At 66.0% G+C, this 21,892-nt stretch carries 22 protein-coding genes and 1 tRNA gene; 16 read left to right on the top strand and 7 right to left on the bottom strand.

From position 1 onward, the window contains the following. Positions 1-67: 67 nt before the first annotated feature. From B2585_RS08570 to B2585_RS08560, 3 genes are read left to right on the top strand one after another with little or no spacing between them, the layout of a single operon-like run. Positions 68-655, top strand: coding sequence for an RNA polymerase sigma factor (locus B2585_RS08570; protein ID WP_292021977.1), 588 nt, complete (start codon positions 68-70; stop codon positions 653-655). Then, the gene (locus B2585_RS08565) at positions 642-1,040 is read left to right on the top strand and encodes a dihydroorotate dehydrogenase (protein ID WP_292021976.1); all 399 of its coding nucleotides are present in this window, start codon (positions 642-644) and stop codon (positions 1,038-1,040) included. Before B2585_RS08570 ends, B2585_RS08565 begins: the two co-directional genes overlap by 14 nt. Beyond that, positions 1,037-1,546, top strand: a complete 510-nt coding sequence (locus B2585_RS08560) for a periplasmic heavy metal sensor (RefSeq protein ID WP_292021974.1) — start codon at positions 1,037-1,039, stop codon at positions 1,544-1,546. Before B2585_RS08565 ends, B2585_RS08560 begins: the two co-directional genes overlap by 4 nt. Here the strand turns inward: B2585_RS08560 and B2585_RS08555 are convergent. Next, entirely contained in the window at positions 1,543-2,913 is a 1,371-nt protein-coding gene (locus tag B2585_RS08555; RefSeq protein WP_292021972.1) for a diguanylate cyclase, read from the bottom strand. The genes B2585_RS08560 and B2585_RS08555 overlap by 4 nt on opposite strands. Positions 2,914-3,011: 98 nt before the next feature. Between B2585_RS08555 and B2585_RS08550 the strand changes: the two genes are divergently transcribed. The 13 genes from B2585_RS08550 (at position 3,012) to B2585_RS08490 (ending at position 15,991) form a co-directional block, all read left to right on the top strand. Next, entirely contained in the window at positions 3,012-3,290 is a 279-nt protein-coding gene (locus tag B2585_RS08550) for a DUF3572 domain-containing protein (protein ID WP_292021970.1), read from the top strand. Then, positions 3,287-3,973, top strand: a complete 687-nt coding sequence (locus B2585_RS08545; protein ID WP_292021968.1) for an HAD family hydrolase — start codon at positions 3,287-3,289, stop codon at positions 3,971-3,973. The genes B2585_RS08550 and B2585_RS08545 overlap by 4 nt, the downstream gene beginning before the upstream one ends. A 162-nt stretch (positions 3,974-4,135) precedes the next feature. Further along, positions 4,136-4,741, top strand: a complete 606-nt coding sequence (locus B2585_RS08540; protein ID WP_292021966.1) for a heme NO-binding domain-containing protein — start codon at positions 4,136-4,138, stop codon at positions 4,739-4,741. Continuing rightward, on the top strand, positions 4,738-5,781 hold the full coding sequence (locus B2585_RS08535; protein WP_292021964.1) for a diguanylate cyclase domain-containing protein: 1,044 nt from the start codon (positions 4,738-4,740) through the stop codon (positions 5,779-5,781). The genes B2585_RS08540 and B2585_RS08535 overlap by 4 nt, the downstream gene beginning before the upstream one ends. Before the next feature lie 255 nt (positions 5,782-6,036). Further along, on the top strand, positions 6,037-7,098 hold the full coding sequence (locus tag B2585_RS08530) for a LacI family DNA-binding transcriptional regulator (RefSeq protein WP_292021962.1): 1,062 nt from the start codon (positions 6,037-6,039) through the stop codon (positions 7,096-7,098). A 127-nt stretch (positions 7,099-7,225) separates the two neighbouring features. Then, on the top strand, positions 7,226-8,281 hold the full coding sequence (locus B2585_RS08525; RefSeq protein WP_292021959.1) for a sugar phosphate isomerase/epimerase family protein: 1,056 nt from the start codon (positions 7,226-7,228) through the stop codon (positions 8,279-8,281). Further along, entirely contained in the window at positions 8,281-9,417 is a 1,137-nt protein-coding gene (locus tag B2585_RS08520; protein WP_292021957.1) for a Gfo/Idh/MocA family protein, read from the top strand. The genes B2585_RS08525 and B2585_RS08520 overlap by 1 nt, the downstream gene beginning before the upstream one ends. After that, complete coding sequence (locus tag B2585_RS08515; protein WP_292021955.1) at positions 9,417-10,931, top strand: sugar ABC transporter ATP-binding protein; 1,515 nt, start codon at positions 9,417-9,419, stop codon at positions 10,929-10,931. The genes B2585_RS08520 and B2585_RS08515 overlap by 1 nt, the downstream gene beginning before the upstream one ends. Before the next feature lie 10 nt (positions 10,932-10,941). Then, entirely contained in the window at positions 10,942-11,940 is a 999-nt protein-coding gene (locus B2585_RS08510; protein ID WP_292021954.1) for an ABC transporter permease, read from the top strand. A gap of 33 nt (positions 11,941-11,973) precedes the next feature. After that, on the top strand, positions 11,974-12,927 hold the full coding sequence (locus tag B2585_RS08505; protein ID WP_292021952.1) for an ABC transporter substrate-binding protein: 954 nt from the start codon (positions 11,974-11,976) through the stop codon (positions 12,925-12,927). A gap of 494 nt (positions 12,928-13,421) precedes the next feature. Further along, the gene (locus B2585_RS08500; protein ID WP_292021950.1) at positions 13,422-14,432 is read left to right on the top strand and encodes an AraC family transcriptional regulator; all 1,011 of its coding nucleotides are present in this window, start codon (positions 13,422-13,424) and stop codon (positions 14,430-14,432) included. Positions 14,433-14,569: 137 nt separating this feature from the next. Further along, entirely contained in the window at positions 14,570-15,274 is a 705-nt protein-coding gene (locus B2585_RS08495) for an NAD(P)-dependent oxidoreductase (protein ID WP_292021948.1), read from the top strand. A 24-nt stretch (positions 15,275-15,298) separates the two neighbouring features. After that, positions 15,299-15,991, top strand: coding sequence for a DUF4386 domain-containing protein (locus tag B2585_RS08490; protein WP_292021946.1), 693 nt, complete (start codon positions 15,299-15,301; stop codon positions 15,989-15,991). 305 nt (positions 15,992-16,296) lie between these two features. On the opposite strand, the gene B2585_RS08485 is transcribed toward B2585_RS08490, so the two are convergent. The 6 genes from B2585_RS08485 to B2585_RS08460 form a co-directional block, all read right to left on the bottom strand. Next, a tRNA-Glu gene (locus B2585_RS08485) sits at positions 16,297-16,371 on the bottom strand. A gap of 91 nt (positions 16,372-16,462) precedes the next feature. Further along, positions 16,463-16,978, bottom strand: a complete 516-nt coding sequence (locus tag B2585_RS08480) for an AAA family ATPase (protein WP_292021945.1) — start codon at positions 16,976-16,978, stop codon at positions 16,463-16,465. Next, on the bottom strand, positions 16,975-18,723 hold the full coding sequence (gene recJ, locus B2585_RS08475) for a single-stranded-DNA-specific exonuclease RecJ (RefSeq protein ID WP_292021943.1): 1,749 nt from the start codon (positions 18,721-18,723) through the stop codon (positions 16,975-16,977). Before recJ ends, B2585_RS08480 begins: the two co-directional genes overlap by 4 nt. Beyond that, a complete protein-coding gene (locus tag B2585_RS08470; protein ID WP_292021941.1) occupies positions 18,720-19,283 on the bottom strand; it encodes a cysteine hydrolase family protein in 564 nt (187 codons plus the stop codon). The genes recJ and B2585_RS08470 overlap by 4 nt, the downstream gene beginning before the upstream one ends. Next, complete coding sequence (gene glpX / locus B2585_RS08465) at positions 19,268-20,248, bottom strand: class II fructose-bisphosphatase (RefSeq protein ID WP_292021940.1); 981 nt, start codon at positions 20,246-20,248, stop codon at positions 19,268-19,270. The genes B2585_RS08470 and glpX overlap by 16 nt, the downstream gene beginning before the upstream one ends. A gap of 241 nt (positions 20,249-20,489) precedes the next feature. After that, a complete protein-coding gene (locus B2585_RS08460; RefSeq protein WP_292021938.1) occupies positions 20,490-21,782 on the bottom strand; it encodes a homoserine dehydrogenase in 1,293 nt (430 codons plus the stop codon). Positions 21,783-21,892 lie beyond the last annotated feature (110 nt).

Raw genomic sequence — 21,892 nt, 5'->3', positions numbered from 1 at the left:
GGGCCCAACGCGGCCCGCCCGACCCGGATTGCGCCGGGAACAGGGACCGGATTAACTGCCGGACGCGATGGACATGGCATTCGACGATGCAAGTGCGGTCTCGGACGAGGCCTTGCTGGTCGCCTATGGCAATGGCGACAGGGCGGCGGCGCAGATGCTGACCGCGCGCCTTGCGCCGCGCGTGCTCGGGTTTTCGACCCGGATGCTGGGGGGCGACCGGGCCGAGGCCGAGGACGTCACGCAGGAGGCGATGCTTCGGTTGTGGAAGATCGCGCCCGAGTGGCGGCAGGGCGAAGCGAAGGTGTCGACCTGGCTTTTCCGGGTCGCGTCGAACCTGTGCACGGACCGGCTGCGCAAGCGGCGCAGTGTGGACCTCGACAGTGTGCCGGAGCCGGAAGACGCGGCGCCCGGGGCTGTCGCGGGGCTTATCGAGGCCGACCGGGCGCGCGCGCTGGAGCGGGCGCTGGCGGAATTGCCGGACCGGCAGCGCGAGGCGGTGGTCCTGCGCCATCTCGAGGGGCTTGCGAACCCCGAGATCGCGCAGGCAATGGAGATCAGCATCGAGGCGGTGGAGAGCCTGACCGCCCGGGGCAAGAGGACGCTGGCCCGGATCCTGTCCGGGCGGCGCGAGGAGTTGGGATATGACTCGGACTGAAGATGACCGTCGGGACGACGAGATGCTTGGGGAGTTCTTCGCCGCAGGGCGGGAGACCGCGCCCCTGCCGTCGGCGGATCTGTTGAACCGGATTGCCGCGGATGCCGAGGTGGTGGACGGCGCGCGTGCCGCGTCCGTGGCTGCGCGCCCGCCGCGGCGGGGTGTGTTCGCGGCCATGACGGATGCAATCGGCGGCTGGCCGGCGCTGGCCGGCATGGCGACGGCCGCCGTGGCCGGCGTCTGGATCGGCGTGGCCCAGCCCGTCGCGCTCACGTCGCTCACCGGGGGTGTGCTTGGCGCGGCGACGACGGGGACTTATGAACTGGAAGACCTGATGCCGGGGTATTCGACCCTGTCGACCTTCAATGCTGAGGTGGCCCAATGACCGATCCGACCTCATCCCCGCGCGTGCCGACACGCACCTGGGTCAAGGTGCTGCTGGCCGTGTCGCTTACGTTGAACCTGATGGTTCTGGGCGTGATCCTTGGCGGGTGGCTCGGGGACCATTCGCGCCGGGGCGACCACGGGCCACGGGATGAGCGGCGGGCGTTCGATCCGGCGCTGGGCCCGTTCTCGCGCGCGTTGCCCGATCCGTACCGGGACCGGGCGGTCACGGCGTTGCGGGACCGGGCCGGGGATTTTCAGGACAACCGCGCAGAGCTGGCCGGGCAGGTGTCTCAGATGATCGCGCTGCTCAGAGCGGAGCCTTTCGACGCGGAGGCGTTGCGCGGGGTGATGGCGGCCCAGACCGAGATCTTCGCGCAGCGTAGCCAGGTCGGTCGGGCGGTCGTGCTCGACCAGATCGAGCAGATGAGCGCGGCGGATCGCGCGCAACTGGCCGAACGGTTGGAGACAGGCTTTCGTCGCGCGCTGGACCGCGCCCGCCCCTAGGCGGCGGAACGCTCCGACGCGAAGGTGACGCGGTTTCGCCCGGCGGCCTTGGAGGCATAGAGCGCCCGGTCCGCCTGATCGAAGAGCTCGCGGTGGTTCGTGTGGGAACCTGCGCACAGAGCGACGCCGACCGAGGCCGTGACCGAAACTTCATCGCCACCTGAGCGCACCGGCACCGGGCGCCCGCCGATGGCCCGGCGCAGCCGGTCGGCCGTGTCGCGGGCGGTCGCCGCATCCGCCCCGCGCAGAATAACGAGGAATTCCTCCCCGCCGATCCGGGCCAGGAGGTCGATCTCGCGCAGGGTCGTGCGAAGCCGTCGCGCGGTTTCCACCAGCACGTCGTCGCCCGCGAGGTGGCCGAAGCGGTCGTTGACGGATTTGAAGTGATCGAGGTCGATGAGAAGCAGCGCACAGGCATTGCCGCCCGTCGCCCGCTCACGCGACAGGCGGGCGAGGTAGCCGTCCACATACCGCCGATTGAACAGCCCGGTCAGTGGGTCACGCAGCGCCTTGTCCAGTTGATCCTCAACCTGCGCCCGCAGTCGGTCCGTTTCGCGTTTGCGTGCGAGCAGACGCTGGAGCCGTGCGGCCAGTTCGTCGGGCGAGAAGGGACCGCGCAGGATGCCGTCCGCGCCGAAGTCGAGCGCCATTTCGGCGATGTCTGAGGCCGGGCCGGGGTGGTGCAGCAGCACGATCGCGTGCCGGGTCGCGGGGCGCGCGCGCAGTTCCGCGACAAGCCCGAGGGCCGTGCCGGGGTTGCCCGGGGCGAAGGCGATCACATAGGCGTCCGAGGCACTGGCGGCCTCCAGCATCGTGGTGGCGGTCGCGAGCGTGACTTTTGCCGGGAAGGCCGCCTCGACGCCCGCGCGCCATGACGGGCCATCGGCCGCCGATGCCGGAACGAGCGTGATACGGGGGCGGGCCTGAAATGAGGTAGGCGCTTCCGCCAGAGCGTCGTTCCCGTGCAGCGCGTGGCGCCGCATCAGTTCCGACCGCTCGGCGTTCCGGCGGATCAGATTGCGCAGGAGTGCAAGCAGGAGTGTCTCGCCGGGGAGGTCGGCCAAGCATTCCTCAGCGCCCGCTTCCAGCGCCGCGACCCGCGCGGCGGTGTCATCAGCGGCCCCGTAAAGAACCACGGGCACCTCGCGCAGCCGGGCATGGGCCTTGAGCGCGCGGCACGCCGCGATCCCGCCGCCCGGGAAGTCTATGTCCATCAGCACGACATCCGGCGGAGTGGACAGCATAACCGAGGCGAGTTCCTCGCCATGCCGCGCCTGCACCACCGTATGACGCGCCGTCGCCAGCCGCGCTTTCAGCGCGATCCGGTCGGTCACCGTGTCGTCGGCAATGAGGATGCGTCCGCCCATTCAGAATTGCTCGATCTTGTCTAAGATGCGTTGCGTTCGGGTAAGTCTTGCCCAAGAAAGATTAACAAAGTGTTTCCCAGGATCGGAACGAGGCAGATATGACGCAAGACATGGCCGAAACCATCGGTTTGCAGGCACTCGGCTGGCTGGCGGGCAACGAGGAACTGCTGCCGGTCTTTCTCGGATCGACGGGCGGGGACATGGCCGAGCTGGGTGCGCGGGCGGCCGATCCCGAGTTTCTCGGCGCCGTGCTGGATTTCATCACGATGGATGATGCCTGGGTCATGGCCTTCTGCGATCAGGCGGGTCTGGACTATGCCCAACCATTGCAGGCGCGCGCGGCGTTGCCGGGCGGTGGTCAGATGCACTGGACATGAGCCTGCGCGCCGATGCGGTGCTGTTCGACAAGGATGGCACGCTGTTTTCGTTCGACGAGTCCTGGTCGGCCTGGGCGCGGCTGTTTCTTGACCGGATGGCAGGGGGCGACGAGGCACGGGCCTCGCGCCTTGCCGCGGCGATCGGGTATGATCGGTCGACGGGGACGTTCCTGCCCTCGTCGGTCGCGATCGCCGGCACGCCCGAGGAGGTCGCAGCACTCTGCGCGCCGGTCCTGGGGCGAGCGCCCGAGCCGCTTGTCGATGAGATCAACGCGGCGGCGGCCGAAGCGCCGATGAACGAGGCGGTGCCGCTGGCCCCGCTGCTCGACCGCCTGCGCGGGGCGGGGCTCGTGCTGGGTGTGGCGACCAACGATGCGGAAACCCCGGCGCGGGCGCATCTGGCAGCCGTAGTGGACAGGTTCGATTTCATCGCGGGGTCCGACAGTGGCTGGACCCCCAAGCCGGACCCGGCGATGTGCCGGGCCTTTGCCGGGGCCGTGGGGGTCGCGCCGCACCGCGTGGTGATGGTCGGTGACAGTCTGCACGACCTGCGCGCGGGTCGGGCTGCGGGGATGCAGACGGTGGGCGTTCTGACCGGTCCTGCTGATGAGTCGAGAATCACTAAGCACGCCGACGCGGTCCTGCGCGACATCGGACAGCTTCCGGGATGGTTGGGCCTTTAGGGCATCAACCAGAGGCCGAACGCGTTAACCCTCTCGCAACGCTTTGGTTGCGCCAAGCCGTTGTTCTGGCGCAAAACCCCTTTGAATCCTGATCCCGAGGCGGCGTTTACGCCTTTGTTAACTCCGCCGCTGTAGGCACTGACCGTGACTGAGGGTTTGTGAATGCATGGTATTATTTGCCGGTCGTTCGAGTCTTTCGTGCGCTCGGCCTACGGCAATCAAGTTTGGGGAGAGGCCGCTGCGGGGCTCGACGTGCCGCGCGAAGGGTTCGAACCTATGTTTCATTACGACGACGACGTCGTCACCGCGCTCGTCGCCGCTTGCGCTGCGACACTTGGCAAGCCGTGCGAGGCTTTGCTCGAGGATTTCGGAACGCATCTGATCGCCGGCATGAGCTCGGACCGGGTGCGGCGGCTTCTGCGCTATGGCGGTATCGACTACGAGGATTTCCTGCACTCGCTGGACGACCTGCCGGGGCGCGCCGCACTTGCCGTGCCCGACCTGTCGCTGCCGGAACTGGAACTCGAAGAGCTCGATCCGGGGCAATACAGGCTGTATTGCCGGGCCGGGATCGACGGGGCGGGGCATGTGATCACGGGGCTTCTGCGCGCTCTGGCGGACGACTACGGCGTCTTGGCGCTGCTGGACCACAAGGGACGCCGCGACGGGGCCGAAGTCATCTGTATCCGGCTGCTCGAAGCGGCGTTTTCCAAGGGCCGGCGCTTCGACCTGGCCGATACCTGGCTCGCAGTAGGGGGCGCGCCATGAGCCTGATGACACCGATCCGCGTGGCGGGCGAAGCGCTGGACACGCTGATGCCACTCCACCTCGTGCTGGATACCGAGGGACATATCACCCATGTCGGGCCGACGATGGCGAAAGTGCTCGCCGGTCGGGCGACGGTGGGCGAGAGGATGCTGGACATCTTCGAACTGCGACGCCCGCGGGAGGCGGAGATCTATGACCTCCTGCGGCAGGGGGCGACGGGCAAGGTGCTTTTGCGTCTCAACGACCCGTTCCAGACCCAGTTCATCGGAAGTGCGGTGAGCCTGCCCGGTCGCGACGGGGTGCTCGTGAACCTGTCGTTCGGCATTTCCATCTTCGACGCGGTGCGCAATTACCACCTTGCGGGGTCCGATTTCGCGCCGACCGACCTGACGCTCGAACTTCTTTATGTGGCCGAGGCCAATGCGGCGGCGATGGCGGACAGCCGGGCGCTCAATGAGCGACTGCATGGCGCCAAGGAACGTGCCGAGAGCGATGCGCTGACCGACGCGTTGACCGGACTGCACAACCGGCGCGCGCTCGACCAGCGACTTCACCGGCTGATCGAGCGTGACCTGCCGTTCTCGCTCGCCCATCTCGATCTCGATTTCTTCAAGCACGTCAACGACACGCACGGTCATGCGGCGGGCGATGAAGTGCTGCGCGCCGTCGCCCGCGTGCTGGTCGAGGAGACGCGTGAAGAGGACGCCGTCGCGCGTGTCGGCGGGGATGAATTCGTCCTGCTGTTCGTGGGCCTCGTGGATCAGGAACGGATTTCGTCCATCGCGGCGCGTATCATCCGGCGGCTCGAAACACCGGTGATGTTCAAGGGGGAAGCCTGCCGGGTCTCGGCCTCCATCGGCCTTGTCCGCTCAACGCAATATGAACGCCCCGAGGCCAACCAGCTCCTGTCCGACGCGGACACCGCGCTTTATGCCTCCAAGACCGCCGGGCGTGCCCGGTTCACCATCTTCAACCCGCAGATCGGCGTGATGGAATTCGGGCCGAAAATATCGGGCGCGTTCAACTCGAAACCAGATTGAATCGCTAGAGCGAACCATGTGCTCTCGGCCTCGCTCGCCGGCGTGACCTTCAGAGGGCGCTGTCACATCGACTCATCAGTCTGTGAGACTGGGGGCCGATAGGGCATCAAGCGACGTTTTCTGCGGATTTCCACGCCTCGGGCCGGGAAAATGATATGCGTGTATCAAGAAATGATTGACGTATATCAAAATCGCGCTTTAGGGTCGTTCCAGCACGCCGCAGCGATCGGGAGAATCGTTGCATAAGGGGGGAGAATGCCGAGTCCGACGCTCAGCGATGTCGCGCAGGCGGCCGGTGTCAGTTATGCCACGGCCGACCGGGTGATCAACAATCGTGGAAACGTTGCCGCGAAGTCCATCGCCAAGGTCAACGAGGCTGTCGCGGCTTTGGGATACGTCCGCAACGTCGCAGCCGCGAACCTGTCGCGCAAGCGTGTCTACCGGCTGGCGTTCCTGATCCCCAAGGGATCTAACGCCTTCTTCAACCGCATCCGCGACCAGATCGCCCGCGTCGCCGATCACCAAAGCGCCGAGCGTGTCACCGCCGAAATTATCGAGGTGTCGGCTTTCGCGGTTGCCAGCCTTGAAGACAGCCTCTGCGAACTGGTGCATCAGGATCTTGATGGCGTCGCCATTGTGGGGCTGCAAAGCGAGCGGCTTGAAAAACCTCTGGCGGCCCTGCGCGAGAAAGGCGTGGCGGTCATCGGGCTTGTCTCGGATCTGCCGCAGGGGTTTCGCTCCGCATACATCGGCATCGACAACATCGTGGCCGGACGGACCGCAGCCAGGATGGTGGGGATGGCCCATGCGGACTCCGCAGGCGTGGTCCAGACCTTTGTCGGTTCAACAGACGCGCATGACCACGTCGAGCGGCTGCAGGGCTTCTGCGAGGTGATCGCTAAGGATTACCCGCAGATCACGGTGCGCGACCCGATCATGACAAAGGACGACCCGGCGGTCTTGCTGGCGCAAACCCGTGCTTTGTTGTCGCAAGAGCCTGATACGAGCGCGCTGTATAACGTCGGCGCCGGGAATAGCGGTTTGGTGCAGGCCATTGGCGCCATACAATCAAACCGACCATTCTGTGTCGTGCATGAGCTGGTCGCCCATTCCCGCAAGGCTTTGCAGGAGGGGCTTATCGACCTGGTCATCGACCAGCGCCCTGATGTGGAGATCAGTCGCGCCTTTACCGTGTTGCGCGCCTTGATCGATGAACGGGACTTGCCGCCCCTCGCTGACCTGATGCCGACGATTTATGTGCAGGACAATCTGCCTGCCGACCCTCTCACCGATATGATGAGAGCCCAGGCCACATGACCGATTTCTTCAAAGGCATGGGCACAGGTCGAGGCAGACGACATCAACCCGCAACCACGATCTGCTCGCCAGGACATCCTGGAGAACATCGTCAATCGCTTCGTATGAGCGGAGAGGGAGGAAGACCATGAAAACCATCAAGGGACCGGCGCTGTTTCTGGCGCAGTTCGCGGGCGATGAAGCCCCGTTCAATTCCTGGGACAGCATCACCAAATGGGCCGCGGACTGCGGATATAAAGGCGTCCAGGTGCCCAGCTGGGATGGGCGCCTGATCGATTTGGACAAGGCCGCGACCAGCAAGGATTATTGCGACGAGTTCAAGGGCAAGGCGGTCGAGAACGGCGTCGAAGTCACCGAGTTGTCGACGCACCTGCAAGGCCAGCTTGTCGCGGTGCACCCGGCGTATGACATCGGGTTCGACGGCTTTGCCGACCCGTCCGTGCACAACAACCCGAAGGCCCGACAGGAATGGGCCGTCGATCAGGTGATGAAGGCGATTTCAGCCTCGGCCAATATGGGGATCAAGAACCAGGTGTCTTTCTCTGGCGCTCTGGCGTGGCCCTATGTCTACCCCTGGCCGCAGCGCCCCGCCGGCCTGATCGACACGGCGTTCGACGAGTTGGCGCGCCGCTGGCGGCCCATTCTGGATCATGCGGACGAGAACGACGTGAACATCTGCTACGAGATCCATCCGGGCGAAGACCTTCATGACGGTGTGACGTTTGAGATGTTTCTGGAGCGCGTCGACAATCATGCGCGCTGCAACATGCTCTATGATCCCAGCCACTATGTGCTGCAATGCCTTGATTACATTGACAATATCGACATCTATAAAGACCGCATCAAGATGTTCCACGTCAAGGATGCCGAGTTCAACCCGACGGGTCGTCAGGGCGTCTACGGCGGCTACCAAAGCTGGGTCGACCGCGCGGGCCGCTTCCGCAGTCTCGGCGACGGGCAGGTGGATTTCGGCGCGGTCTTCTCAAAAATGGCGGCCAACGATTTCGACGGTTGGGCCGTGGTCGAATGGGAATGTTGCCTGAAGCATCCCGAGGACGGGGCGCGCGAAGGGGCGCAGTTCGTGACGGACCACATCATCCGCGTGACCGAGCGGGCCTTTGACGACTTCGCCGATGGCGGCACGGACGAGGCCGCGAACCGTAAAATGCTGGGGATCGACTGATGGCACGAATTCGACTTGGAATGGTGGGCGGCGGCAACGACGCCTTTATCGGCGGAGTCCACCGCATCGCGTCGCGCATTGACGACCGGTTTGAACTGGTCGCGGGGGCTTTGTCCTCCACCCCGGAAAAATCGAGCGCCAGCGCCAAGGTTCTGGGCATTCCCCGGTCCTATGGCAGCTTCGAGGAAATGGCGGAGGCCGAGGCCGCGCGGGAAGACGGGATCGAGGCGGTGTCCATCGTCACGCCCAACCACGTCCATGCCGCCGCTGCAAAAGCGTTTCTGGCGCAGGGCATCCATGTGATCTGCGACAAGCCGCTCACCTCCACGATGGAGGACGCGGAAGCGCTGGAACAGGCTGTCGCGAAATCCGACGCCCTGTTTGTCCTGACCCACAATTACACTGGTTACCCGATGATCCGGCAGGCCCGCGACATGATCGCCAAGGGCGAGCTGGGCCAGATCCGGATCGTGCAGGCGGAGTATCCGCAGGACTGGCTGAACGGGCCGGCGGAAAACGAAGGGGTGAAACAGGCCGAATGGCGCACCGATCCCGCGCGCTCCGGGGCCGGCGGGTCCATTGGCGACATTGGCACCCATGCCCATAACCTCGCCTGTTTCGTCAGCGGATTGCAGGTGGAAAGCCTTGCCGCCGATCTGCAATCCTTCGGGGCGGGCCGGACGCTGGACGATAATGCGCATATGTTGCTGCGCTTTAAAGGCGGCGCGCGGGGGATGCTGTGGTCGAGCCAGGTGGCCCCCGGAAACGAGAACGCGCTGAAGTTGCGGGTTTACGGCGAAAAAGGCGGGCTGGAGTGGAGCCAGGAAGACCCGAATTACCTGTGGTTCACACCGGACGGCGAACCAAAGCGTCTGCTGACCCGCAACGGGTCCGGCGCGACCGAGGCCTCGCAGGCCGTCAGCCGGATTCCCGGCGGGCATCCCGAAGGCTATCTTGAGGGCTTCGCCACGATCTATCGCGAAGCCGCTGACGCGATCCGTGCCGTGCAGGGCGGGGCCGACCCGGCCTCTGCGATGGGCGTGCTGCCGGGGATTGCCGCCGGGATGGACGGGATGCGGTTCATCAACGCCTGCGTGACGTCATCGAAGAACGACGCAGTCTGGACGGCCCTGTGATGCCCACGCCGATTGTCGCCCTCGACCGCGTGAGCAAGAGCTTCGGCCCCGTCGAAGTGCTGCACGGCGTCGACCTCGCGTTGCAGACGGGCAGCGTTCACGCGCTGATCGGCGAGAACGGGGCGGGCAAATCCACGACCATGAAAATCCTGGCGGGGTATCAGCCGCCGACCTCCGGCGAAGTCCGGTTCGAAGGCGAGCCTGTTCAATTCGGCAGCTTGCAGGATGGCGAGGCCGCCGGAATCGTGATGATCCATCAGGAATTCAATCTGGCCGAACAGCTTACCGTTGAGCAGAACATCTTTCTGGGGCGCGAGTTGAAACGCGGCGTGTTGTTGGACAAGGCCGAGATGCGCCGCCGCAGCCGGGAGTACCTGGCCCGTGTCGCCTGTGATGTCGCGCCCGAGACGCTTGTGTCAAAGCTGTCCAATTCGGAAAAACAGATGGTCGAGATCGCCAAGGCGCTGTCGCGGGACGCGCGGGTGCTCATCATGGATGAGCCGACTGCCGTCCTGACCAATCGCGAAACCGACATCCTGTTCAAACAGGTGCGGGCTTTGCGGGATGCAGGCACCGCCATTTTGTTCACCTCGCACAAGCTCGACGAAGTCGTCGAGATTTCCGATCAGGTGACGATCATGCGGGACGGCGATGTCGTTCATGCCGGCCCGACCAGCGAGATGAGCGAAGACGCAATGGCCACCGCCATGGTGGGGCGCGACGTGTCCGATCTTTATCCTGCGAAACCGGGCGTGGCGGCGGAGGCGCCGGTGGTGCTGGACGTGCAGGACCTGTCGGTCCCGGGGTTCGCGAAAGACGTGTCCTTCACGCTGCGCAAGGGAGAGATCCTTGGCATTGGGGGGCTGATCGGATCGGGGCGCACCGAATTGATGGAAGGTCTGGCGGGGCTGCGTCCTTCCACGGCCGCGAACATCACGTTGTTCGGCGAGACGACCCGGTTCAAGCGACCCGGTGAGGCGCAGAGGGCCGGGCTGTGTTATCTGACCGAGGATCGCAAGCTGCGGGGTCTTCTGCTCGAGCGCGGGATGCGCGAGAACCTGACCTTGCCGAATTTGCACAAGTTCGGCCGGTTCCTGATCGACCGGAGCGCGGAAGACGACGCGTTGACTCAGGCGATTTCGGAATTCGATATCCGGGCGGGCGACCGCGACATGCGTGTCGGAAACATGTCCGGGGGCAATCAGCAAAAGCTGTTGCTGGCCAAGGTCATGCTGTCGGAGCCGCGTGTTCTGATCGTCGATGAACCCACGCGCGGCATCGACGTCGGCACCAAACAGCAAATCTACGCCTTCCTGCGCGATCTGGCCAATGCGGGCCATTCCATCATCCTGATCACCTCCGAGATGCCCGAGCTGATCGGACTGGCGGACCGGATCATGGTGATGCGGCTTGGTCTGGAGAGCGGCACGCTTGGCCCGGCGGACATCAACGAAGCTGCAATCGTGCGCCTGTCGATGGGATTGAGCGCCGAACAGACGCCAGAGATGGCTTGAGGAACAGAATATGACAGATGCAACAAGACCTCGAACCGGCGGTTTTCGCGTTCCTTCCATGTCCGTGCTCGGGCCGGTCATCGCGCTGATCGTGCTTCTGGTCATCGGGACCATGCTGAACGCCAACTTCCTGAGTTCCGCCAATATCACCAACGTTCTGGCGCGGTCGGCCTTTATCGGGATCATCGCGGTCGGGATGACCTTCGTCATCACCGCGGGCGGGCTCGACCTGTCCGTGGGGTCGATGGCGGCCTTTATCGCGGGCCTGATGATCCTCGTCATGAACGCGGCGCTGCCAAGTATGGGGATCGGCATTCCGATCATCCTTTTGGGCATGGTCACGGCCATTGTCGCTGGCCTGTTGGCCGGGTTGCTCAACGGGTTCCTGATCACGACCCTGGGGATCGAGGCCTTTATCGTGACGCTGGGGACCATGGGCATCTATCGCTCGCTGGTGACATGGCTCGCCGACGGCGGCACGCTGTCGCTCGATTTCGGGCTGCGCACGTTTTACCGCCCGGTCTACTTCGAGGGTATTCTTGGCGTCAGTTGGCCGATCATCGTCTTTGCCGTGGTCGTGATCATCGGCGAGATCATCATGTCCCGGAGCGCCTTCGGACGCCATTGCGCGGCGACCGGGTCGAACGAACATGTGGCCCACTATTCCAACGTCAACGTCCGCCGGACGCGACTGATTTCCTATGCCGCCCTCGGTGTGCTGGTTGGCGTCGCGACGATCATGTACGTGCCGCGCCTCGGCTCTGCCTCCGCCTCGACCGGTGTGTTGTGGGAGCTTGAGGCCATCGCCGCCGTGATCATCGGCGGCACCGTCCTGAAAGGCGGGTTCGGCCGGGTCTGGGGAACCGTCATCGGCGTTCTGATCCTCAGCCTGATCGGCAACATCCTGAATCTGACCGACTTCGTGTCGCCCTATCTGAATGGAGCGATTCAAGGGGTCATCATCATTCTCGCTGTAATCCTACAGCGTGAACGCGCGGCCAAGTCCTGAGCCGTTCAAAAAACACTCCAAGGGAGGAGCAATATGAAACATACGACAACATACATCGCAGCCGCTCTGATAGCGGCTGGCAGCTCGGCCGCAGTGGCCCAAGACGCCGAGACCAAGGTGGTGGGGGTTTCCATTCCCGCCGCGACGCACGGCTGGGCCGGGGGCATGAACTTCCACGCCCAGGAAACCGTCGAGCGGCTGGAGGAGGTCTATCCCCAGCTTGATTTCGTGCTGGCCACCGCGTCCGATCCGGGCAAACAGGTCAACGACATCGAAGACATGGTCGCGACGCGCAACATTGACGCGCTGGTGGTTCTGCCCTTCGAATCCGACCCCCTGACGCCGCCGGTTCAGGCCGTGGCCGATGGCGGCGCCTGGGTCACGGTGGTTGATCGTGGCCTGTCCGTCGAAGGCATCGAAGACCTCTATGTGGCTGGTGACAACTCCGGCTTCGGCACGGTGTCCGGCGAATTCATGGCGTCCAGGATGCCCGATGGCGGCGATATCGTCGTCCTGCGCGGCATTCCGACGACCATCGACAACGAGCGGGTGGACGGGTTCACGGCCGCGATCGAAGGGTCGGGCATCAACGTGCTGGATATGGAGCACGGTAACTGGAACCGTGACGACAGCTTTACGGTGATGCAGGACTTCCTGTCGAAGTATCCCAACATCGACGCGGTTTGGGCGTCCGACGACGACATGGCGATCGGCGTTCTGGCTGCCATCGAAGCCGCGGGTCGCGATGACATCCAGTTCGTGCTGGGCGGTGCCGGCATGAAGGAAATGATCAAGCGGACGGCCGACGGGGACGAGATGATCCCGGCCAACGTGACCTATCCGCCGTCCATGATCGCCACGGCGATCGAGCTGACCGCGGTGGGCCTCGTGTCCAACGCGCCGGTGTCGGGCGATTTCGTGATCGGCTCCGTGCTGGTGACGCAAGAGAATGCGATGGATTTCTACTATCCTGACAGCCCGTTCTAAGGTGTCACACAGGCCACCGGCGATCATCGCCGGTGGCCACTCTGGCCCGACCCGCCAGATCCCGACCTTGGTCGCGTGTCGGTCAGGTCGTCTTGGGTGCATCTGCGACGGCCCCATGCCACTCTGCAATGAAGCGCACGACCGGAAGCGTCAGGTTCTCCCGGCGGGAGGTTCGGACTGCACCGGGGCGCCGTTCCTGCGCGGTGGACAGTATCCGGCGCCTGCGTAACGCTCACAGCATGTCCCGATGGCCGCTGACCAAAGATGATATCGAGCGCCCCGCCTACAGGTCTGCGCCCGGGCGATCGGCTGCCAACCCATCGGGGTGGTGACCGGGGCAACGCACACGGTGCTCTTCCGTTCAGGCCGGTCCTTGGGCGTTCGCCGCCGGTTCCGGTCCGGTCCTGCGCCGCGCATGAACCTGTTCCGCAAAGGACAAGACCAACGATAATCGTGCTGACTTGCGACGGACCCGCGCCCTGATATGTTTGTGCATGGCAACGGTAACGGCGACATTTGCAAGACTTCTCGCAGGCGCGGCCGGGTATGCCGTTTCGGATAGCGGCGCCTTGACGCGAGACGGCAAGACGGTCTTTCGGGCCCGGGTGGATGGTGACGACCGGATGACCGACGCGGATTACTTCGCGCTTGTCGACTGGATCAGCAGCGCCCATCCCGACCGCGTGGCACTCGTCCTCGCCTATGCCGATCGGTTGCACCTGGACGACTTCGGGGCGCTTGGTCTGGCGATCAAGACCGCGCCGACGCTGCGGGATTCGCTTATCCGGTCCGAGCGGTATTCTCGGCTGGCCACCGATACCGTGCGCTACAGGTTGGACGAGAGCGGCCCGCTTGCAGCTTTCCGGGTCGAAAGCAGGACTGCGCCGCACGCCATCCACGAGTTCCGCAATGAATGCGCGCTTGCCGCCTTTGTCCGGAACCTGACGCGGCTGGGCGGCGAGGGCCTGCGTTTCGAGGAGGTGAGCTTTCGCCACGCGAGCCGCGCAGACCCGGACAGCTATGCGGCCGGGCTGGGCTGCCCGGTCCGGTTCGGTGCCGGCGAAGACGCCATCGCCATCCGGCCCGACATGCTGGACCTGCCGAACAGGCTGGGAGATCGGGCGGTGGCCGCGTTCATGACGGCGCATCTGGACGACCAGATCGACGCCTTGACGCGCGACGAGTCCCTGGCCGACACGCTGCTGCAACGGCTTTCGACGGGCCTGAGCAACGGTGCACCCACGGCCGCAGAAGCCGCGCGTGACCTCGGCATGAGCGAGCGGACGCTCTACCGTCGCCTGTCCGACGCTGGCCTGACCTATCAGGGCCTTCTTCAAAAGGCGCAGCAGTCACTCGCACAGGATCTTCTGGCCCGAGGTGACTGTTCAATTGCCGAGATCGCCTTCCTGACGGGGTTTTCCGAGCAAAGCACCTTCAGTCGCGCCTTCAAACGCTGGGCCGGCCAGCCTCCCGCCAGCTTTCGCCGCAACGCGCTGAAGGCCTGACGCCCAGCCGGTCCAGTTTGGCAGGACCGGCCAAAGCGACGGCAGACAGGGCCAATACCGGCACGGCCACAACACCCTAGACATGGACCCATCGAAAACAGGGGACGATCCGTTCCCCCATCGCATGGGAGGCCAAAATGAAACGCATCTGCATAATCGGAATCTCGGGCAAACTGGGGCTGCTCATGGCGCAGCACAGCCTTGCCGAAGGCTACGCCGTCACCGGGCTTTGCCGCCCGGGAAGCGCCAGCAAGCTGTCGACCTTCGGAGACAGCATCACCGTGATGACGGGCGACACGAGCGACCCCGCGACCATCGCCCGCGCCGTTGCCGGTTGCGACGGTGTCCTGACCGTTCTGGTGCCCTGGGGCACCGACGGAATGGCCACGCGCACCGCGGGGGCCGTGCTGGAGCACGCAGACCCCGGCGCGCGGCTGGTCTTTTCCACCGGCTGGCACGCAGCACGGGACGACCGGGACCGCTACGGCGTGGCCCAGCAGATCAAGACCGGCTTGATCGGGCGGGTCGTCCGGCTGACGGGGATGGCGGACATTGCCGACCACAAGCGTGCCGCGCGGCTCGTCTACAGCTCGGACCGCGACTGGACAGTCGTGCGCGCTGCCGATCTCGAAGAGGGCGAAAGCGAGGGCCTGCCTGTCTGGGCGCCCCATGTGGGTGACCCGGTGCTGAAATCGAACCGTGTTCGGCCCACCGATTTCGCCCTGTTCATGGTCCACGCGCTGACCAACCCCGCTCTCGTGCGCGAAGCCCCGGCCATCGTCGGACGCGCCAGCGCCTCGGTCGCCGCCCATCACCCGGGCGCGACGGCCCGCGCAATCTGACCCCATCCCGAAAGGAGACACGACATGACCTACCAAACCCCTTCCACATCCACCTTGCGCCTTGCCGGGCTGCTTTACCTGGCCATCATCATCTGCGGGATCAGCGCCGAAGTGCTGTTTCGCGGACCCCTTGTCGATTTCGGCAACGCGAGCGCCACCGCAAGCGCCATACGCGAGGCTGTGGGCAGCTTCCGGCTCGCCATCGCCGCCGATATCGTGATGGCGACGGCGGATGCCGCGCTGGCGATCCTGCTTTACCTCGTCTTCCGCCCGGTCGCGCCGGTGCTGGCACTGGCGGCAATGGTGTTCCGGCTGATCCAGTCGGTGATGATCGCCATGAACCTCATGGAGATGCAGTCGGCGCTGTTGCTGATCACGGGCGCCACGGGTCTGGATGCGCCGCAGGCAGAAGCGATGGCGTTGCATGCGTTGAACCTGCACGCCCACGGCTATGACCTCGGGCTGGTCTTCTTTGGCATCAACAGCCTGCTGACAGGCTACCTGATCTGGATGTCGGGACTGTTCCCGCGCCTGATCGGCGCCGGGGTTGCGTTGGCCGGGTTGGTCTATCTGACCGGAAGTGCGCTGCGCTTCTTCGAGCCTGCGCTGTTCGACACCTTCGCCCCGGCTTACGGTATCACCGTCCTGGCGGAGGGCGCGTTCTGCCTGGTCCTGCTGCTGGGCTGGGCCGGACAGCGGCGGATGCGCACCGCCTGAGACGAGACGCGCGGCCCCAACGGCCGCGCGTCCCCTTGCCGCGAACCCAACGGCGAACCCGATACCGACCTTTACTAAGCCTGATGACCCCGCGCTGTCGCTACCCGATGGCGCGCGGTTTCTTTCGTCCTTACCCTCACCTTCGCCATCGGCAAGGAGGCCGTCAGGATCGTCGGCCGCAAAGGTGGCGGCAAGTCCAGCCTGCTGCGTGTCGATGACGCGTTTCCAAACGTGGACCACGGCCTGAAACGAGGCCCACATCAGACCCTTGAAGGCCCAAGGAAATAACGATTCTGCGGGTAAAGTGGCAGCCCGTAGGGGAATCGAACCCCTCTTTCCAGGTTGAAAACCTGGCGTCCTAACCGATAGACGAACGGGCCGCGCTTGGCGTGAGGCGGGTTCTAGAAAAACGGCGCGGTGGGTGCAAGGTCAAAAATCATTGGTGGCACAAACTTTTTCGCGCAGATGGGCTCAAAGCGGGGCGCACACGCTCTGCAGGCGGTCGACGGCTTGCTCGATTGTGCAGCGGGCCGTGTCGAGTGTCAGGTCGGGGGCCGGAACCGAGGTGACGTCGCGGGTTCGCACCGCGTCCCATGTCGGCAGGGTCAGGCCCGGAAGGTCGCTGATCCGCGATTCGATGCGGTCGCGATGGGTGGCGGTGTCGGAGCAGGCCAGTTCCACGGTGAACAGCCGGGCGCCGGTGCCCGCGATGGCCGCGTCCTGCAACGCGCGGGCTTCGGGCCAGCCGTGGACACCGTCCACGATGGCACTTTGTGCGCGCATCAGGACGTCGCGGGCGAGGGCGTAGGCGACGACGTAGCCGGTATCGCCCCGCGCACCCTCGAAGCTCACCCCGCGCGAACTCAGCGCCGCCTCGATGCTGTCGATCCGGAGGTGAACTGCGCCGGTCGCTTCGGAAAGCGCGCGGGCGAGCGTGGTCTTGCCGGTGCCGGGCAGGCCGGAGAGGGCGAGGAGCCAGCCGGTCACGCCGGGGCGGCGTCTTCGAGCCGGAGTTGCGGCACGGAGCGACCGTTCCAGTGGTTGATCTCCAGCCGGCCGGCGAGGTGAAAGCGCGCACCGCCGTGGCGTTCGAGCGCGGGTCCGAGGGGGCCGTCGAAGGCCCCGAAGGCGATGGCGTCGAGCTTGGCGCCAAGGCCGTCGCCGAAGCTTACCTTGATATGGCGCTCGCCCACCCGTTTCGCGAAGTTGATCTGCACGTCCGGGAAGGCGAAGCGCGGGCCGGGCGCACCCGCACCGAAGGGGCCGGCGGCCTCGATCTCCTCGATGAGGTCCACGGACGCGGCACCGGGCATGAGCACCGCGTCGAGCGTGAGGTCGCGGGGGCCGCCATCCCCCGCGCCCTGACGGGCGAGGAGCTCCGACAGCCGGGCCATTGCGGGTTCAAGCTGCGCGCGGGTGAGTGACAGGCCAGCGGCCATCTTGTGCCCGCCGCCTTTCTCGATCAGCCCTTCGGCGGCGAGTTTCTGGATCGACGCGCCGAGGTCCACGCCGGAAATCGAGCGCCCGGAGCCCTTGCCGTCATCGCCGTCGAAGCCGATCACGATGGCCGGGCGGTGGGCCGCGTCCTTGAGCCGGGAGGCGACGATCCCGACCACGCCGGGGTGCCAGCCGTCGGCGGCGGCCCAGACGAGCGGCGCGTCCAGCCCGCGCGCCTCGGCCTGATCCAGCGCGGCGAGGCGCACCTGCTCCTCGATCTCGCGCCGTTCGGTGTTGAGCTGGTCGAGCCGTTCGGCTAGCGCCGCGGCCTCTGCCGGGTCGGTGGTGGACAGGAGCCGGGCGCCGAGGTCGGCCTTGCCGATGCGCCCGCCTGCGTTCACGCGTGGCCCCATGAGGAAGCCGAGGTGGTAAGGGCGCGGCGGCTCGTTCATCCGGCTCACATCACCCAGGGCCACGAGTCCGGGCCGCCCGCGCTGCGCCATGATCCTGAGCCCCTGGGTCACGAGCGCCCGGTTCGCGCCGATCAGGGGCGCGACATCGGCCACGGTGGCCAGCGCCACAAGGTCGAGCATCCCCATGAGGTCCGGCCCCTTGCGCCCGGCCTCGCGCATCTGTCGTCCGGCCTCCACCAGCATGAGGAAGACGACGCCGGCGGCACAGAGGTAACCGGGCGCGTCCACCTCGTCCTGCCGATTCGGGTTCACCACGGCGAGAGCGGGGGGGAGCGTTTCGCCGCCCAGGTGGTGGTCGAGCACGACGACTTCGGCCCCGGCGGCATTGGCAGCGGCGATGGGCTCGTGACTCAGCGTCCCGCAATCCACGCAGACGATCAGGCTGTGGTCGCGCGCGAGCGCCTCCATCGCCGGCACGTTCGGCCCGTAACCCTCGTCGATCCGGTCGGGGATATAGAGCGTGATCTCGCGCCCCATCTGGCGCATCCAGTCGATGAGCAGCGCGGCAGAGGCGCCGCCGTCCACGTCGTAATCGGCAAAGACCGCGACCCGTTCACGCGCCTCCACGGCCGTCAGAACGCGGGCCGCCGCCCTGTCCATGTCGCGCATGCTGCGGGGGTCGGGGAGGGTTTCGCGGATCGTGGGGGCGAGAAAGCCGGCCGCCTCCACCGCCGAGATGCCACGACGGGCGAGCACGGCGCAGACCGCCTGCGGATATCCCGTGGCCTGCGCGAGGGCTTCGCACTGACGGTCGATCTCGACGCCGGGGCCGACCCAGCGGCGACCGGTGAGGCTGTCCTCGACACCCAGAAACGCGGTCATGGGGTAATCTCCGCAGCGGGCAGAACCGTAGCGAACTCGCCATGCAGCTGGTCGAGCGCGGCGATGTGCAGCGCCTCAGGGTCCACGGGGCCACCGCCACGCCACGCCGCATCGCCATTGCCCGCGAAGGTCGCGCAGGCGTCGTGCGCGATGATGACGTCGAAGCCCATATTCGCGGCCATCCGGGCGGTGGTCGAGACGCAGTGCGGCGTCGTCAGACCGGCGATGACAAGCGTGCTCGCCTCAGCCTTTTCCAGCCGTTTCTCAAGATCGGTTCCGATGAAGGCCGAATTCACATGCTTGTCGATGACGGGCTCGCCGGGGGCGGGGGCGACTTCGGGCTTGTGGCCGACGTGCCCGCCTTCGGGGTTCAGCGGGCTGCCCGGCACGCGCGAGAGATGGCGGACATGGAACACCGGTGCGCCGGCCGCCCGCCAGAGCGACAGCAATGCCGCCGCATTGGCCTCGGCTTGCGGATTGTTGCGCGCGCCCCAGGCGGGGTCGTCGAACCCCTCCTGGATGTCGATCAGGATCAGCGCGCGGGTCAGGCGCCCACCCATTCTTTCGGGTTGCGGTAGGTCATGCGCCGGATCGAGCCGGTCTTGGAACGCATGAGTAGCGTTTCGGTCGTCAGGTGTTCCGGCTCGCGCCGGATGCCCTCGACGATGGAGCCGTCGGTGACGCCGGTGGCGGCGAAGATCACGTCGGCCTGCACCATATCGTCGCGCGCGTAGATCCTGTCGAGCTCGGTGATCCCGGCCTTGGCCGCACGGCCCCGTTCGTCATCGTTGCGGAAGGTGAGGCGGCCCCACATCTGCCCGCCCATGCATTTGAGCGCCGAGGCCGCGAGGACACCCTCGGGCGCACCGCCGGAGCCCATGTACATGTCCACGCCGGTCTTTTCGGCTTCGGCGCAGTGGATTACGCCGGCCACGTCGCCGTCGGTGATGAGGCGGATCGCGGCCCCGGTTGAGCGGATGTCGGCGATCATTTCCTCATGGCGCGGGCGTTCGAGCACGCAGACCGTGATGTCCTTGGGCGCGCAGCCCCGGGCCTTGGCGAGCGCGTTGACACGCTCGGAGGGCGACATGTCGAGGCTGACCACGTCGGTGGGATAGCCCGGGCCGATGGCGAGCTTGTCCATGTAGACGTCCGGGGCGTGGAGCAGCGTGCCGCGCGGGGCCATGGCGATCACGGTGAGCGCGTTGGGCATGTCCTTGGCGGTCAGGGTGGTGCCCTCGAGCGGGTCGAGCGCGATGTCCACCTCCGGGCCGTTCCCGGTGCCCACTTCCTCGCCGATGTAAAGCATGGGCGCTTCGTCCCGCTCGCCTTCGCCGATCACGACCGTGCCCTTGATGTCGAGCAGGTTGAGCTGGTCGCGCATGGCATTGACGGCGGCCTGGTCGGCGGCTTTTTCGTCGCCGCGCCCCACCAGTTCGGCCGAGGCCATGGCGGCGGCCTCGGACACGCGGGCGAGGCCGAGCGAGAGCAGGCGGTCGGCGAATACGACGGGCGAAGCGGTCATGGATGAAGTCCCTCGGAGGTTAAGTTTGGCCAACACCTAGCAGTCAGGCGGGGAGGGGAAAAGCTGCCACGCGCAGGTTTGCGCTACCAAAGCGCGCGCCTGTCTTCTTCGGTCCGAAAATACCTCGGGAGGTTTGGAGGGCTGGCCCTCCAATGCGCCGGGCTTGCCCCGGCGCACGGGTCGGATGGGCGCAGCCCATTCGACGTATGAATAGAGCCGTCCGACCCTGGTCGGACGACCGTCAGACTTCCTCGATCCGGATCGCCACCGGATCGCCCTCGACCACGCCGGTCGCGCCGAGGCCCGCGAGCGCTTCGTCCACCGCCGCGCGGGTGCAGGTATGGGTGACGATGATGACGGGGGCCGTGCCTTCGTCATGGCCATACTGTCGCATCCGGTTGATCGACACGCCCGCGTCGCCCAGCACCTGGGCGACCTTCGCGAGCGCGCCGGGTTTATCGAGCAGCGCCATGCGCAGGTAATAGGCGGCCGGCACCGTGGCGCGGGCGGGTTTGGCCGGGACGAGGTCGGCGGCCCGTTTGCCGAAGGTCGAGATGGTGATGCCGCGCGCGATGTCCATCACGTCACCCATAACGGCCGAGGCGGTCGGACCTTCGCCCGCACCCGCGCCGCGCATGACGATCTGGCCGACGCTGTCGCCTTCGATCACCACCATGTTCGTGCCGCCTTCGAGCTGACCCAGCGGCGAGCGGGCAGGGACGAGGCAGGGCGACATGCGCTGTTCCAGCCCCCGTCCCGTCATCTGCGCGACGCCCAGAAGCTTGATGCGGTAGCCCATGTCGGCGGCCTGTTCGATGTCCTCGATCATGATGCGCTCGATCCCTTCGAGCTCGACGCCCGCGAAATCGACCTGCGTGCCGAAAGCGATGGCGGACAGGAGCGACAGCTTGTGGCCTGCATCGATCCCGCCCACGTCGAGTTGCGGGTCGGCTTCGAGAAAACCCAGTTTGTCGGCCTCGTCGAACACCACTTCGTAGGGCAGTTCGGCGTCGTACATGCGGGTGAGGATATAATTGCAGGTGCCGTTCATCACGCCCATGACGCGCGTGATCTCGTTACCCGCCAGCCCCTCGGTCAGCGCCTTGATGACGGGAATGCCGCCCGCGACGGCCGCCTCGAAGCGCAGGACGCTGCCCCCGTCCTCGGCGGCCTCGGCGATGGCCTGACCGTGATGGGCAAGCAGAGCCTTGTTGGCCGTGACGACGTGTTTGCCGGCGGCGAGCGCCGCCTCGACGCTGGCCTTGGCCGGCCCGTCCGAGCCGCCCATCAATTCGACATAAACGTCGATATCGTCGCGGGTGGCCAGCGCCACCGGGTCGTCTTCCCAATCGTAGGGTTTCAGGTCCACGCCACGATCCTTGGCCCGGTTGCGGGCCGAGACGGCGGTGATCGACACGGGGCGGCCGCAGCGTGCTTCGATCAGCTGGGCGTGTTTGCGCACGATGCGGATGACGCCGACGCCGACGGTGCCGAGACCAGCGATGCCGAGGCGAAGCGGGGCGGGTTTGGACATGGCGGATCTCCGTCGGTTGGGTTGCCGCATCCCTTATCCAAAGGCCCTGCCGGGTGCAATGCAGGTCTTGCGCCGCGCAAGGCGCGTCGCGAGGGGGCGGGCGCGGGCAA

The organism is Maritimibacter sp. UBA3975 (assembly GCF_002384975.1).
Taxonomy (GTDB): domain Bacteria; phylum Pseudomonadota; class Alphaproteobacteria; order Rhodobacterales; family Rhodobacteraceae; genus Maritimibacter.
Note: the sequence above shows the minus strand (reverse complement) of the source record. Positions and strands in the feature narration are given on the sequence as shown.